General features: G+C 30.8%; 14 protein-coding genes. 8 read left to right on the top strand and 6 right to left on the bottom strand.

Annotation, left to right across the window (positions count from 1 at the left end; genetic code table 11):
- Positions 1 to 125: 125 nt before the first annotated feature.
- From C0512_RS03825 to C0512_RS03840, 4 genes are all read right to left on the bottom strand, one after another.
- Positions 126 to 944, bottom strand: a complete 819-nt coding sequence (locus tag C0512_RS03825) for an endo alpha-1,4 polygalactosaminidase (protein ID WP_290859028.1) — start codon at positions 942 to 944, stop codon at positions 126 to 128.
- Positions 931 to 2544 carry a hypothetical protein gene (locus C0512_RS03830; RefSeq protein ID WP_290859030.1) on the bottom strand — a complete coding sequence of 538 codons (1614 nt, stop codon included), beginning with the start codon at positions 2542 to 2544 and terminating at the stop codon, positions 931 to 933. Before C0512_RS03830 ends, C0512_RS03825 begins: the two co-directional genes overlap by 14 nt.
- Before the next feature lie 65 nt (positions 2545 to 2609).
- Positions 2610 to 4157: a GT4 family glycosyltransferase PelF gene (gene pelF / locus C0512_RS03835; protein WP_290859032.1), complete on the bottom strand. Its 1548-nt coding sequence runs from the start codon at positions 4155 to 4157 to the stop codon at positions 2610 to 2612.
- Positions 4158 to 4540: 383 nt separating this feature from the next.
- Complete coding sequence (locus C0512_RS03840) at positions 4541 to 6079, bottom strand: DEAD/DEAH box helicase family protein (RefSeq protein WP_290859034.1); 1539 nt, start codon at positions 6077 to 6079, stop codon at positions 4541 to 4543.
- 194 nt (positions 6080 to 6273) lie between these two features.
- Between C0512_RS03840 and nhaA the strand changes: the two genes are divergently transcribed.
- The 3 genes from nhaA to C0512_RS03855 are packed head-to-tail and all read left to right on the top strand — an operon-like array spanning position 6274 to position 8529.
- A complete protein-coding gene (gene nhaA / locus C0512_RS03845; RefSeq protein WP_290859036.1) occupies positions 6274 to 7635 on the top strand; it encodes a Na+/H+ antiporter NhaA in 1362 nt (453 codons plus the stop codon).
- A gap of 2 nt (positions 7636 to 7637) precedes the next feature.
- Positions 7638 to 8249, top strand: a complete 612-nt coding sequence (locus C0512_RS03850) for a VTT domain-containing protein (RefSeq protein ID WP_290859037.1) — start codon at positions 7638 to 7640, stop codon at positions 8247 to 8249.
- 1 nt (position 8250) lies between these two features.
- The gene (locus tag C0512_RS03855; RefSeq protein ID WP_290859039.1) at positions 8251 to 8529 is read left to right on the top strand and encodes a DUF3817 domain-containing protein; all 279 of its coding nucleotides are present in this window, start codon (positions 8251 to 8253) and stop codon (positions 8527 to 8529) included.
- Here the strand turns inward: C0512_RS03855 and C0512_RS03860 are convergent, their stop codons facing one another.
- Positions 8530 to 8919, bottom strand: a complete 390-nt coding sequence (locus C0512_RS03860; RefSeq protein WP_290859040.1) for a hotdog domain-containing protein — start codon at positions 8917 to 8919, stop codon at positions 8530 to 8532.
- Between the two features lie 283 nt (positions 8920 to 9202).
- Between C0512_RS03860 and C0512_RS03865 the strand changes: the two genes are divergently transcribed.
- Complete coding sequence (locus tag C0512_RS03865; protein ID WP_290859041.1) at positions 9203 to 10504, top strand: OmpA family protein; 1302 nt, start codon at positions 9203 to 9205, stop codon at positions 10502 to 10504.
- Between the two features lie 78 nt (positions 10505 to 10582).
- The gene (locus tag C0512_RS03870) at positions 10583 to 10987 is read left to right on the top strand and encodes a glyoxalase (protein ID WP_290859042.1); all 405 of its coding nucleotides are present in this window, start codon (positions 10583 to 10585) and stop codon (positions 10985 to 10987) included.
- Here C0512_RS03870 and C0512_RS03875 read toward each other — a convergent pair.
- Complete coding sequence (locus tag C0512_RS03875) at positions 10984 to 11751, bottom strand: META domain-containing protein (protein ID WP_290859043.1); 768 nt, start codon at positions 11749 to 11751, stop codon at positions 10984 to 10986. The genes C0512_RS03870 and C0512_RS03875 overlap by 4 nt on opposite strands.
- Positions 11752 to 12077: 326 nt before the next feature.
- Here C0512_RS03875 and C0512_RS03880 point away from each other — a divergent pair, with 326 nt between their 5' ends.
- The 3 genes from C0512_RS03880 to C0512_RS03890 are packed head-to-tail and all read left to right on the top strand — an operon-like array spanning position 12078 to position 14951.
- Entirely contained in the window at positions 12078 to 12791 is a 714-nt protein-coding gene (locus C0512_RS03880) for an alpha/beta hydrolase-fold protein (RefSeq protein ID WP_290859045.1), read from the top strand.
- Positions 12792 to 12834: 43 nt separating this feature from the next.
- A complete protein-coding gene (locus C0512_RS03885; protein ID WP_290859046.1) occupies positions 12835 to 13791 on the top strand; it encodes a hypothetical protein in 957 nt (318 codons plus the stop codon).
- Positions 13792 to 13841: 50 nt separating this feature from the next.
- Positions 13842 to 14951: a carboxylate-amine ligase gene (locus C0512_RS03890; protein WP_290859047.1), complete on the top strand. Its 1110-nt coding sequence runs from the start codon at positions 13842 to 13844 to the stop codon at positions 14949 to 14951.
- Positions 14952 to 15101 lie beyond the last annotated feature (150 nt).

The raw sequence follows: 15101 nt of genomic DNA on the forward strand, positions 1-15101 counted from the left end.
ATTTACGATGAATTGAATCAGGGTATGACTTTCTTGTCTTTTCACTAATTTATTATTGCAATAATATAGAAAAAGCAACAACAAAATGAGTCGCACAAAACCGATTAATATGGTGCTGGAAAGTATCATTTGATAGTTTTGGTGAAATTTGGAATTGATTGTAAGTCAATTTTTCCAATAAAATACTCGAAATTAGTTGAAGTAAGACGACTAATAACTTCTGAATATAACTTTTGATTATCAGCATATTCAACTAAAATAATTGGCAATTTATACTTAGAATGTATCGCTTTTAAACGCTCAAGATAAGCTGTATAATCCTTTATTTCTCTTAGTTTGTATGCATTATCCTTAAAACTGAAATTTGTTGCAACTGACTCAAATAGAATTGCATCAACAGATTTGTTTGTATCCTCTATAAGTTCAGCTCCTGAATTTTGAATCAATAAGTGATTGGGATATTGCTTTTTAATTTTTTTTATTAATTCAATTAATTCTTTCCGCTGGTTTTTTTGAGGACCAAAAGAAGAATAATTATCAATATTATCAAGAAATAATCCATCAAAACCTTTGTCTAAATTCTTCTTGATTAACCGCATCAAAACAATGGTTGTTTTATCTGATTTCAAATCTAAATAATGACTATTCCAATTATTATTTTTTCCTAATGTATTATCTTTTAATAAATTATAATGTGAAGCATTACTATTTACTTCACCTAAACTAATGTAGGCCAATACATTTTTATTATTCTTTTTAATGATAGTTATTTCCTCTTTTTTAAAATGTTTTTCTTCAAGAATCACATAATTATACCCTTTAATTTTTGCAGCGTCAAGTTTGCCATAACAAACCAAAACAGTACTCTTGTTTACAGGAAAACTGAAAACAGGAGAGCCTATTAACGATGGCAAAAACCACAAAAACAAATTAAAACGACGCATAATAATGATAATCTAATTTTTTGAAAAAATGAAATATGTGTTTTAAAGTATATAACATAAAAAACAGAGCTCCTATTAACATGCCTACAACACTGTACTCAAAACTTAAAAAGCGGCTCAAAATAAAACCAACGGTTATATTTATTACAATCGCATAAATTATCCCTTTTAATGGCTGTTGAGTATGTCCTAAAGTAAACAAATACAACGTATTAAGCATTCCCCAAGCTAAGAAAAAATAACCGGTTCCACCTAAATAACAAACTTTTATACTAATGTTTTGTAAATCTTCATTAAACTGGCCTTTATAACCCCATGAAGCAAACATAACTTGATAAATTAAAAAATAAATTATCAAACTGGTTATTAATAAAACCAAAATGTTTTGCCAATATAATTTGTGCAGTTCTTTATTAAAGTTTTTGGGCTTTTCAAATTGAACTAATTTTTGGGTAATATCTAAAAACCTGGTAAAAGAGGCTATACTGAACTCTAACACACCCGCTAATAATAGAAAAACCAAAATTGCCATGTCCATGCCTAATTCGTAATCTTTTTCAAAATAAATTACAAAAGGAAGTTGACCTTTAGTATTGGCAGACCAAGCTAAAATTCTATCAATGAAAATAAAGAAATAAACAAATAAACCATATAAGAAATATCTATGATTTTGATAAATAAAAACAGAGGATTTAATATTTAAATCCGCTTTAGGTGGATGATTTTTCAAATAATTTCTAAAGAAAAAATAAATATACGTTTTAGCCGAAAGTATCGCAAGTGCAATTCCGAACCAATGGGTGTAATAAATAAGTAAATCGGTATATTTATTTAATATGACCGTAACAAAAGTTCCTAAAATAACCGCAATGGTTATCATCCATCGTTGCTTAATGGTATGTAGGGGTGCTAAAACTAATAATAATGTACCCACAAAAAAAGCATATGTAAAAACAATAAATAAAACCTTGAACGGATATATGTGAATAAATATATTTATAAAACAAATGAGTAAAAATATTATTAATAATGTTTTTACTCCTAATTTAAGTAAATAATCAATGGTTTTTTTGGTCATGGAATAATCATGATAATTCCAATAAAAAGAGGCTTGCCTACCAATAACTTGAACAAAACCGCCACTTGTTATGATACCAATCATAACTCCTAAAACTACCGCGGTTGATTGCAAATGATTGAAATGAACATGCGTCCATAAAGAATAACCAAATACTACAATTGCAGCAATTTGGAGAAAAACAGGTAGTAAATGAAAAATTCCTAATGGATAATATTGAGCAAAGATTTTTGCTTTTACCATCATGTAATCCGAAAGTTGGATTGTATCGGTATTTGTTTCAACAAATTCCCGCTCCTTAACATTCAAACTATCTTTATGTTCTAGAGAAGTTGTTAACTGTCTATAAACATATACTGATAAATCCTGAATGTTAGAAACACCAAAATCGGCTTCTGTATCTATATCTCTAATGCCAAAAGATTCGATGGTAGCGGCAACAACTCTACTGCTGACCGGTTTACCTATTTTATCTTTGACATTATTGATTAAGTTTTTTATGTTTTCACTATGCTTTTCCATTTGCATTTTTTAGAACACAAATATTCTATATTTTTCGGTTAAGTTGGGTTTGGGCTTGGGTTGGTTTATGAGGCTTTTACTTGTTCTTCTTCCATAGATGGGATTAAAATTGGCATTTGAACTTCTTTTACTTCTCTTGTAATTACTCTTTCGTAAACATCTTCATATTCAGCAATAAATTTACCAATTGTAAAGTTATCTATTACTTTTTTTCTTGCATTTTCTCCCATTTTTTCTCTCAAGGCTTTGTCATTAAGCAGTTCTACTACTCTATTTCCAATTTCCTCAAAATCTTTTGGCTTACAAATATAACCACAGGAATTGTCCAATGCTTCAGTAACACCACCTACATCAGTTGCTACAACAGGAATTCCACAACTCATAGATTCCAAAACTGTATATGGAAATCCTTCAGAAATAGAAGTTAAGATGGATATATCACCTTCACAAAATAATTCATGTGGTTTACTGTGGTATCCTGCTAATTTAAAATTATTTCTTAAATCTAATTCATCAATTAATTTTTCACATTCTGCAGTATATTCCGGTACAGCATTATTATCACCATAAACTAAATACTGAATATTCGGAATTTGTTTTTTGGCAACTGCACACGATCTAATCATAGTTTCAATGTCTTTCAAATCAAAAATACGGGCAGCGGCAACAACCGTTGGTATATTTTCTAAATGAGCTGGCTTTTGTAGCGGTTTAAACACATTGTGATCTATTCCGTTGTAAATAATTTCAATTTTTTCCGGATCAGCTCCATACATTTTTTCCCATTTAATATTAAATTTATTAACGGAAAGAATTTTATCTGCTTTATAGTAAACTAATTCTGTTACACATTCTGAGAATTTAATCAACATTTTTTTCAAAAAATAAGAATACTCAGAAGAGTTGATTGCTAATAAACGCTCACGAATAAAAACGCCGTGTTCTGTAACAATCATTGGTGTTCCATATTTATATTTCAAAACTAAAGCTGGAATAACCGGGAAACCTGATAATGTTAAGTGAGAAACATCAACTCTTGGAACTTCAACAGAAAGTGGAATTAAAAATCGATAAATCCAACGCATTCCTGAAGTTAAGTCATACAAAGTAACTTTTTCATTTTCGCTTTCTGAATTCAAATCACTAACCATGTAACAAAAAGTTCTCCAAACCGGTTCACTTTTCATTGTTTTTTTATAATCGTGTTTTTGAAAATATTTCCACATTTTTCGGATAGTATCATCAAATGCTCTAACATCTCTGTTATTAGAAAAGATATGACGCAATAAATCTTGGAAAATTGGAATGAATACTTGATTGATTTTTTCTAAATCATTTTTTTCTTTTAGGGAAATAATTTTATAGTATTTTTTACCATAATCAATCATTTCTTGTGGCTCCATTGGAGACCATAAAGGAACTTGAATAACATTAGTGACATTTTCACTAAGTTTATATTTGGATTTTGATTCGAATTCAGCATTAATAGAATAAAGAGTAAAATTAGAATTTTTTACTTCATTGCAAAGCATGTGTGCCCATGTGGAGACTCCACCACCGTTAAAAGGATAAGTCCCTTCTAAAATTAACATTACATCGTGCTTTCTTTTCATAATATTTACATAATAAAGGTCCGTTCGCCGATAATTCTGACTATGCAGAACCAGACAAGTTGGTGCACTTTAACAATCTTAGGGTGGTTTGTGGTATTTTTTGGAACGCCGGCTTTTTGGGGACGACTTCTAAAAAGAACTTAAAGTTTGAAAATGCTGATTAACATAATATTAATAAATACTTTCTATCATTAAATTCTTTACAAATTTAGATTTAAATCTAGTGAGCACAAAATATAAACGCTGAAATCTGTTGAAAACACTCATTTCATCGACGAAATGCATAGTGCTCTAGACGAGTAACTTATTCTACCGATTATCGGTAATCGAATTGAAATAAAAAGTGATGAAGAATCAAATTTTAACATTAAAAATGAACCGATTTAGTCCATTGAAAAGATTTTTTCTCTGAATTTTCGACCAATGGTTACAGTAAGTCTTGTTTTGTAATCTTCAATCAGCCATTCTCTGTAGTTTTTAGTAGAACTACTTAAACAATTTGTAAAATGTCGAACTCTGCTTTCGATATCTTCTGCTAATTCTTTTGCCAATTGTTTAGCTTCAACCAATGTTTCTGAATTATCCACACACATAGTAGCATGGTGTTCAATCGATTTTTCAATCACAACTTTAGGTCTTAAATTTTTAGATAATGCAATTCTATATTCCGTTTCTACATCAAAAGTTATATCCGGAGTATTACTGAATTTAGCTTTTAACTCCTCCGGCATTGTGTAATAAAAATTCATTTCAATTTCCACATCTCCCTTGAGGTTGTGAATATATTGTTCAGGATACTTAAAAATATGTTGCCAATCTAATTTATCTGTCCATAAACCAAATCTAGCGGCATTATTCCCTAAATCAATGATAGAAAAAGCATCTTTATTAGGAAGTTTTCGAGAACCCCTTCCTATCATTTGAAAATAAAGCGTCAATGATTTGGTTGCCCGATTTAAAATAATCGATTCTACGGTTGGCTCATCAAAACCTGTTGTTAAAATTCCAACCGAGGTCAATATAGCATCCGGAGTATCTTTAAACCATTTTAAAATATCTTTTCGTTCCTCGTTGGAGTTAGTATTGTCAAGATGTTTTATGTTTTTAAATCCTGCTTCCCTAAAAGTATCTAGAACACTCAGCGACGTAATAATTCCATTATTAAAAATCAACGTCTTCTTCCCCATCGAATGGGCGGTATAGGCATGAATCAATTTTTCTTGCATGGCCAAATTAGTATACAATTCATCCGATGATTTCACTGTATAATCTCCATTAATACCAATTTTTAAAGAAGTCAATCCAACATCATAACTATATGTAGTTGCTTTAGCTAAATAACCTTTATCAATCAAGGAAGCAATACTGTGTCCAACAACCAATTCATGATAATTTTCGCCCATAGGCAATTTTATATTTGAACTGAGCGGAGTAGCTGTAACACCCAAGAAAAATGTGTTTTTAAAAGCATGAAATAATTTCCGAAACGAATTAAAGTGGGCTTCATCAATTATTAATAAACCAACATTATCAATATGCAATTTTTCATCATTCAACCTATTTTTCAAGGTTTCAACCATGGCCACAAAACAAGAATAATCATTTTGATCGGGCAAATCTTTTACAACGCTATTAATAATTTTATTTTTTACATCAAATCCTTTCAGCATTTTTGATGTTTGCTTGCAAAGTTCAATTCGATGCGTTAAAACAACCACCTTTTTATCATATTTTTCTAAATACCTTCTGGTTATTTCTGAAAAGATGACTGTTTTCCCCCCTCCTGTTGGCAATTGATATAGTAAATGATAATTATGAGGTGCCGTTTCAATTTTGTCAAAAATAAGGTCAATATCACCTAATTGATAACTGTAGAGTTTCTTCTTCTCTTCATATTCAAGCAATATATCTTTTTTTGACATTATAAAATTGAAAAATTGAATTTTGCAAAAATAAGCAGATAAAACCCTGAAAACGAATTTTAAGGTTATTAAATTAAAAAAAATAGTGACAAAGGTTAAATTAAATATAAATTGAGGGGAAAAGGCATTTAATATTCTGTATAATCAATGAACTTTCCTATTTTTACAACCCTTAAAAAAAACAAGGCTTATTAATGAAATACCGATTAAAAATAACGCCAATTGATAAATGGGTAATTAACCCAGTCAATCGCTTTATCGGTAAATCAACAACAGGTGGAATTGTGCTTTTTTTAGCTGCAGTTGTTGCATTAATTTTAGCAAATTCACCTTGGAAAGAAGCTTATCATCATTTTTGGGAACACAAATTCAGTTTAGGCTTTGATAATAAATACCTTTTAGACCAAGATTTACATCATTGGATAAATGACGGTTTAATGGCTGTTTTTTTCTTTGTGGTTGGACTTGAATTAAAGCGTGAAATAATTGGTGGTGAACTTTCAAATCCAAAAAAAGCTTTTCTACCTGTAGCGGCAGGATTTGGTGGAATGATTTTTCCAGCTCTAATATACTTACTATTTAATTCCACCGGGGAAGCTCAAAACGGTTGGGGAATACCAATGGCAACCGATATTGCTTTTGCCTTGGGTGTTTTATTTTTATTGGGAGACAGAGTCCCTACTTCCTTGAAACTGTTTTTAACGGTTTTGGCGATAGCTGATGATATTGGAGCGGTATTGGTTATAGCTTTTTTCTATACTTCAGATATTTCATTTACCAGTTTAATTATTGGTACAGCTTTTCTTTTATTATTAATTATTTCAAATTTGGTTGGTGTCCGAAATACAATTTATTATGGGATATTAGGCATTGGTGGATTGTGGATGGCTTTTTTACTCTCCGGAGTTCACGCAACCATTGCAGGTGTTTTAGCTGCTTTTACAATCCCGGCAAATGTCAAAATAGATGAGATTGGTTTTTCGGAAAAAATGAAAATGTATTTAGAAAAATTTAAAAAAGCTGACCCTAATGGAGTGCCAACTGTTACTCCAGAACAACTTCATATTTTAGAGGACATGCGTACATTGTCTAAACAAGCAATGACGCCACTTCAACGATTAGAACATGGTCTTCATCCTGTTGTTACTTTTATAATTATGCCCATTTTTGCTCTAGCCAATGCCGGAGTTACTTTATCATCGGAAACAGCTACCACAACTTCAAGTTATGTCGCAATTGGGGTGATTTTCGGGCTATTAATTGGTAAATTCATAGGAATTGTAGGAGTAACAAGTTTGTTTCTCAAATTAAAATTGGCATCATTACCGGAAGGGATGAATTATAAACATTTAATTGGTGTTGGATTATTAGCTTCTATCGGATTTACCATGTCCTTATTTGTAGCAAATTTAGCCTTTGACAATAATGAATTAATTCAACAAGCAAAAATTGGAATCCTTATTGCCTCTTTAACCGGAGGAACTATTGGATACTTATATTTATATTTTATTAAACCTAAAGCAACTATTATCATTAAAGAAAGTGATATTCATTAATTATGGAAAGAGAACGAGTTAAAAAAAATAAATGGAAACAACTTCACCTTTATTACACTTACACCGGATTTTATAAGTTCATTTTTGATGGTATAAAAAGTGCTTTTTTGCCTACCCTACTCATTTTAGGTGCTTTATTTTATGTTCATTATTATGTAATAAATATAAATGAAGCGTTAATTATGTTAACAGAACGATATAGTGATTTTGCTATATTTTCCGTGTTTTTTATTTCTGAATCTATTCTTGGACTTCTTCCACCTGATATTTTTATAGCTTGGACAAAAAACACAGACTTTCCCCTTCTTTATCTTTCGTTGTTAGCTATTCTGTCTTATTTAGGCGGTGTTGTATCTTATATAACCGGAAAAGCGATTCTTTATATTCCATCGGTAAATAAATTTATGTCTGAAAAAATGACAAAACATATTATCAATATGCGAAAATGGGGTGGTTTATTGATTGCTGTTGGGGCTTTATTACCATTACCCTTTGCTATGGCATCAATGGCGGCAGGGATGATAAAATTCAATTTCAAAAATTTTCTTTTATTTGCCTTGTTACGTTTGATGCGATTTGTAATTTACGGTTTTGCCATTTATCAAATGTTATAACATGCTAGAAATTTTCAGAAAAACAGCTTGGTTCGAAGGGGTTTCACTCATTCTGCTCTTATTTTTTGCTATGCCAATGAAGTATTTGGCAGGTCAGGATATTTTTGTAAAAACAATCGGAATGGCTCATGGACTACTATTTATTGTCTATATATTATTAGCATTAACCTTAAAGTTTTCCAGTCCTTGGAATTACAAAAAGTTTGGTATAATTTGTTTAGCTTCTATCATTCCGTTTGGAACATTTTACATTGAAAGTAAATACATTAATAAAGATTGATTATTTATCTAATCGATCAGTAATAAATTCTATTTTTGTTTTTCCATGCACTAAAGGCTTACCTTCTTGATCCAAATTTACCATTGTTATAGTATCAACAGTGATTATTGTTTCTCTCGTCATTATATTACGCACTTCACATGTTAAAGTAATTGAGGTATTTCCAAATTTTACAACATCGATACCGATCTCAACAATATCACCCGTTTTAGCTGAACTTTTAAAATTTATTTCAGACATGTGTTTGGTTACCACTCTTGGGTTTTCTAGTTGTATAATAGAATACAAAGCTACTTCTTCATCAATCCAAGCTAATAATCGTCCTCCAAATAAAGTACCATTCGGATTCAAATCTTCGGGTTTGACCCATTTTCTTGTATGAAATCTCATGTTTTTTTTAGGTAAATTTAAATTTTACTTTACTCTAAAAATAAAATTTTATGAAATCATTAACCGAAAAGGATTTCGCAATTTTTATTAAATGAGCATTGTAACAATTCGATTACAAATAAATATTTAATTATTTGGGGCTTATGTTTATATTAATTCAATTTTAAAATTCTAACTTCTTTTTAATTAACTGTTTAATTTTATTTTTTAACCAAATTTCTTGATTATCTCAACATTTGCTCTATATTTGCAAAAATTAAAATTTAACTTGATACAATTTAAAATGAAGAAACTTATACTATTAATTTCATTTTCAGTTTTGACTTTCTCACAATCTTTCGCACAAGATAAAGATACCCTAAAAACTGATCTTAATGATGAATACAACAAATGGTCTTTTGAATTCAACCTTGGTCAAAGTAAAGGTATTAAACCTTATTCTGTTGGCTATTTTGGAAGTGACCCTAATAAATCTTTTGGTTCAGTAACCTTAAATCATTATAGTGGTGGTGTTCGATATATGTTTAGCCCTAAATTTGGTTTAAAGGCAGATTTAGCTTTTGATCGTTTAGAGAATTTAAGTGATGAAAGTTTAGATTTTGAAATGCAACATATTCGCTTTGGTATTCAAGGTGTTGTCAATGGAGCACGTTTATTTGACATTCAAGAAGCATTAGGTAGATTTAGCTTATTATTTCATGGTGGTATTCAAGTGGCACAAATGACTCCTCAAATGGGAATTAATAAAGATAGAGATGAATGGAATGGTGGTATCATGATTGGATTCACTCCTGAATTTAGAATAACTAAACATTTAGCCATGAATGCTGATTTTACAATGAATTCTTATGTAAGACAACATTTCAATTGGGATGGAGCATATTCTGATCCAAATAATAATTTAGCAGGAAGTTTATATACTATTTCGTTGGGAGCTTCCTTCTCTTTTGGTGCTGAAAAAATTCACGGAGATTGGGCTGTCTTAAGAGATAAACAACAAGAAGAAATTGAAGCTCTTGAAAAACGTGTTGGTGAAATTGAAAATAATATGGGTGATACTGATCAAGATGGTGTGCCTGATTATTTAGATGTTGAACCAAATTCAATTGCAGGTATTGCTGTAGACACGAAGGGTAGAATGGTTGACTTAAATAAAAACGGAGTTCCTGACGAAATGGAAAGATACTTAAATAGTACTTACACTACCAATCAAATGTTAGTTAACTCTGAAAAAGAAACCGTTAAAAAATTAATCAACGAAGGTTATGTAGCTACCTATTTTGATTTCAACAAAACGAAACCAACAAATGTTTCTACTGAAGGAATTGACTTTATCTTAACTTATTTAAGAAATAACCCAACTGCAACTGTTGATATTATTGGTCATGCAGATGAAATTGGTAAAAATCCTTATAATGATAAGTTAGCTGCTACAAGAGCAAACAGCGTAAAAGAAATTTTATTGAAAGCAGGTATTACTGAAGACAGATTGAATGTTGTTTCTGATGGTGAAGATACTTCTGTTGATAAAGATTCAGCCGGTGCAAGAAGATTGGTAAGAAGAGTAACTTTCAAAGTGAAATAATTAACAATTCATTCTTAATAACTATAAATGAACCTCTGTTTAACGACAGAGGTTTTTTTATAATTTTAAAAGAAAAAAATGAATACTCGTGATCTTTATATTATCGAAAACAGAGGCGAAGCACTAGGAGTTGTTTCTGAACAATCCTCAAAAGAGGAAAAATTTCAAAATTTAACCATCCGCCCTATCCTAAAATTACAGAATGATTTGTTTATTGATGTATTCAAAAATTACGTTTCTAAACATAAAAACGATTTCTATTCTTATTCTGTTGAGAAGAAATTGCTATTCATAGAAAATGCTATTCAAAAAGACATCAAATTCAGAAACTCTTTAAAAGGAATGGTTATTGGTCTTTTTACAATAAGTGAATATGCAGAATATATTCAAAATTCATCTAATCTCAACAAAAGAATGATGAATATGTTAATTGAACGATTGAAAAGCAATGTGCAAATTTTTGAATTTCAAGATTTATCCTAATCTATTTTCTTAAATACAATTAGCAATTCGGATGGGTTAGATAAATATAGTCTATTATTTTTTATTTCATATTGAGTAGAACTTTGCAAACATTTCAAGTATTCCTGTTCTAAATTTGCTTCATCACAAGCCATTCTAGTACTAATAATATTTGTAAATCGAAGTAATTCACGCTCTTGAAATAAAATTCCGTTGATACGATTACAACCGGCATATCCCCTGATTTTTTTATCAGAAGCATTAATTTCTAAAAGCGGAAGTTCATTTGCAAAATTATCTTTGCTTACCTTTTTACCATTTAATTCTTCAAGAACCCAATTATCATATAGTCTATAATCAGCAATATAATTTCCACAACCATAAAAAGTAGTAATCGCAGTTTGATTTTTTTTCTTTAATTCCACTTTAACCTGATAAGAAAAATTATTATCCGACATCTTATCAGAGCAATCTTTTTGTTCTATTGTAATTTTCATTTCTTGTTCCTCTGAAACGGATATATACGTCTTTATATTTGCATCCATCACTTTAATAGGTTCCACATGAGAAATATTAATTTCGTTATCAGCATTTACTTCTTTAAATCGAATACTGTTTTCGGCTATTTCTAAATTCCAAAATGGCTCCGTACCAATTGCATGAAAATATCCTGTATTTTTTGATTTTATTAGTGGAGCTTCACTTACACTCTCACTCGTTTGAATTTTCGGACTACAGGAAAAAATAAAGTACAAAAGCAGATATATATAGGTTGCATTTTTCATAATCCTTTAGATTTTATATTAGATAAATTTCTTTTTATGTTCTATAAATTTACGCATTTTTTAGATCATTTTACTACCCTAATTGTATATACTTAAATGATTTTTAATTTAAAAAGGCATAATAGGTACTTAAAACAACTCGTAATCAATTTAAAAAGCATCAATTTTATTGCAAATTATTGAAAGGTAGTGCAATTTTAGCGGTGTTTTTTGTATTTTATTTATCCATTTCATATTCATAAACATATAATCATAAAAATCACAAAATCTCAACTCCTCATGTTATATTTTGCCTAAAATTCAGTATTATTGTTAAAACCAATGATATGAAAGAAGAGTATTTCAAATGGCACTCCCCTAACTTAGGAAGAGAGATTCAAATGTTAGTTTTTGGTCATGCAGGATATCCGGTTATTTTGTTTCCAACTTCAATGGGAAGTTTTTATGAAAATAGAGATCAAGGATTGATTGAATCCGCGAAATGGTATATCGAACAAGGGTTAATTCAAATATTTTGTCCGGATAGCATTGATAAAGACAGTTTTTATAACAAAAATATTCACCCCACACATCGCATTCAAAACCATGTTTGGTATGATAAAATGATTTGTCATGAAATTGTAGAAAGAGTCAAAAACAATACCTATTCCGGAAAAGTAGCTGTCGCCGGATGTAGTTTTGGAGGATATCATGCGGCAAATTTTGCATTTCGCCATCCGGGTTACGTAAGTCATGTCTTTTCAATGGGAGGAGCATTTAATATTAAAAACTTTATGGATGGCTACCATGATGACAATGTTTTTTATAATAGTCCCGAAGATTATTTGCATGGTTTGAACGATCGGGAATTATGGAATATGGATATTATTTTGGGTACTTCGAATTGGGATATTTGTTTTGATGCAAATCTCAAATTAAGCCGTGTTCTGGCTCACCGTGATGTTCCTCATTGGCTTGATATTCGTCAAAACCGCGAACATGATTGGCCGGTTTGGAAAGAAATGTTTCCTCATTATTTATCCAGAATTAAGTTTTTATAACAATAACGAAAGCATTATTTAATCATAATTAAATTAATACAAAATGAAAAAAATTGGAATTTTATTCGGAATGGAAGATACCTTCCCACAAGCATTTATAAATCGTGTTAATTCAAAAAATGAAAAAGAAATCATTGCTGAAGCCGTTTCCATTGATAAAGTAGTTCAAAATAAAGCAACAGAATATGCTGTAATAATTGATAGAATCTCTCAGGATGTTCCATTTTATCGTGCCTATTTAAAAAATGCTGCTTTAACCGGAACAGCAGTAATCAATAATCCATTTTGGTGGAGTGCCGATGATAAATTTTTTAATAATTGTTTAGCTGATGTATTGGGCGTTCCATTACCAAATACAGTAATTCTTCCCTCTGCAGAACATCCAACGGATACAACCAGTAAATCATTTAGAAATTTAAAATACCCAATGGATTGGGAAGCAATTTTTGACTATGTTAAATTTCCTGCCTACATGAAACCGTATGCCGGTGGTGGATGGAAAAATGTCTATCGATTAGAAGATCGTGATATGTTTTGGGAAATTCATCGTGAAACCGGACAATTAGTTATGCTTTTGCAGGAAGAAATTGTCTTTGATCAATATTTTCGTGTTTATTGTTTAGGTGGTAAAGCGGTTCGAATTATGCCCTATGAACCCCGTAATCCTCATCATTTGAGATATGTTGTCGATGGTCCTCCGGCTGATAAAAAACTATTGGCTACTGTAAAAGATTACACACTTCGCCTTTGTAAGGGATTGGGTTATGATTTTAATACTGTTGAATTTGCCGTTCGTGACGGAATTCCATACGCTATTGATTTTGGAAATCCAGCTCCTGATGCTGAATTGACTTCCGTGGGTAAAGAAAACTTTGAATGGGTTGTTGAAGAAGCTGCTAAAATGGCCATAGAATATGCTAAAAAGCACAAAGACGGGCAAATGAACCTTACTTGGGGAACTTTTATGAAAGGTTCTGTAAACGATGCAAAACGATTTTAATGCAGATAGCTTATTTTTAAATAAGTAACAGTTTTTTTAATAAAATGATTATGAAGAAAGAATTGCCGGTATTTACACTTGGTGTAGAAGAAGAATATTTGATTATTGATCCGGAAACAAGGGATTTACGTTCACACATGTCGAAAATTGTCGATGGAGCAAAAATTATTTTGCAGGAACAAGTGAAAGCTGAAATGCATCAATCCGTGGTGGAGGTAGGTACTAACATCTGTAAAAATGTAAAAGAAGCTCGGGAAGAAATCACTTTTTTACGAAAAAAAATCGTTGAATTAGCGGCTAATCAAGGTTTAGTCGTTGGTGCAGCCGGAACTCATCCTTTTTCTAAATGGCAAGACCAACCTATTACAGATGATCCAAGATATCACACTATTGTAAACGAATTACAAGACGCTGCCCGTTCAAATTTAATTTTCGGAATGCATTGTCACGTCGGCATTGAAAGTAGAGAAATTGGTTTGCAACTAATCAACCAAGCTTGTTATTTTCTACCTCACATTTTTGCCTTATCAACAAACTCCCCTTTTTGGGAAGGTAGAAACACAGGGTACAAATCATTTAGAACGAAAGTTTTTGATAAATTTCCAAGAACCGGTTTACCGGAATATTTTGATTCGGTCCAATCGTATGATAATTTTTTAGAAACCTTAGTTAAAACAAATTGTATTGATAATCCCAAGAAAATCTGGTGGGATTTACGATTGCATCCATTTTATAATACGATAGAATTTCGTATTTGTGATATGAGTTTAACGGTGGATGAAACGATTTGTATTGTAGCTATTATTCAGGCAATTGTAGCAAAATTATATAGATTAAACATGGCTAATACTAGTTTTAATGTGTATCGTTTGGCATTGATAAAAGAGAACAAATTTCGTGCGGCCCGTTATGGTGTTCAAGGCAATATGATTGATTTTGGGCTCCAAAAAGAAGTTCCAACCAAGGAATTAATTTTAGAATTATTAGATTTTATTGAAGATGTTGTGGACGAATTAGGCAGTCGTGATGAAATAAATTATGTCCACACTATTCTCAGAGAAGGAACCGGTGCCGCAAAACAATTGGCTGTTTTTGAAGAAACTCAAGATTTAACCAAAGTGGTCGATTATATTACAAGTCAATTTACAAAAGGAATTTAAAATCACTTTTCATCGTTTAAAACGATGATAAAGTTGAAATTAACCGCTTAGAAAGAAATCAAAATGTTGATAGAACATTTAATAAACAATAAAAGCAACAAAGTTGACATTCATTCAAATAAGTTATATTTGCTTCATTAAATTATTCCC

It is taken from the genome of Flavobacterium sp. (assembly GCF_013822155.1).
GTDB lineage: Bacteria > Bacteroidota > Bacteroidia > Flavobacteriales > Flavobacteriaceae > Flavobacterium.

Coding starts and splice junctions, on each gene's coding strand:
- C0512_RS03825 (WP_290859028.1), bottom strand. CDS start 944: ATGCGTCGTTTTAATTTGTTTTTGTGGTTTTTGCCATCGTTAATAGGC.
- C0512_RS03830 (WP_290859030.1), bottom strand. CDS start 2,544: ATGGAAAAGCATAGTGAAAACATAAAAAACTTAATCAATAATGTCAAA.
- pelF (WP_290859032.1), bottom strand. CDS start 4,157: ATGAAAAGAAAGCACGATGTAATGTTAATTTTAGAAGGGACTTATCCT.
- C0512_RS03840 (WP_290859034.1), bottom strand. CDS start 6,079: ATGTCAAAAAAAGATATATTGCTTGAATATGAAGAGAAGAAGAAACTC.
- nhaA (WP_290859036.1), top strand. CDS start 6,274: ATGAAATACCGATTAAAAATAACGCCAATTGATAAATGGGTAATTAAC.
- C0512_RS03850 (WP_290859037.1), top strand. CDS start 7,638: ATGGAAAGAGAACGAGTTAAAAAAAATAAATGGAAACAACTTCACCTT.
- C0512_RS03855 (WP_290859039.1), top strand. CDS start 8,251: ATGCTAGAAATTTTCAGAAAAACAGCTTGGTTCGAAGGGGTTTCACTC.
- C0512_RS03860 (WP_290859040.1), bottom strand. CDS start 8,919: ATGAGATTTCATACAAGAAAATGGGTCAAACCCGAAGATTTGAATCCG.
- C0512_RS03865 (WP_290859041.1), top strand. CDS start 9,203: ATGAAGAAACTTATACTATTAATTTCATTTTCAGTTTTGACTTTCTCA.
- C0512_RS03870 (WP_290859042.1), top strand. CDS start 10,583: ATGAATACTCGTGATCTTTATATTATCGAAAACAGAGGCGAAGCACTA.
- C0512_RS03875 (WP_290859043.1), bottom strand. CDS start 11,751: ATGAAAAATGCAACCTATATATATCTGCTTTTGTACTTTATTTTTTCC.
- C0512_RS03880 (WP_290859045.1), top strand. CDS start 12,078: ATGAAAGAAGAGTATTTCAAATGGCACTCCCCTAACTTAGGAAGAGAG.
- C0512_RS03885 (WP_290859046.1), top strand. CDS start 12,835: ATGAAAAAAATTGGAATTTTATTCGGAATGGAAGATACCTTCCCACAA.
- C0512_RS03890 (WP_290859047.1), top strand. CDS start 13,842: ATGAAGAAAGAATTGCCGGTATTTACACTTGGTGTAGAAGAAGAATAT.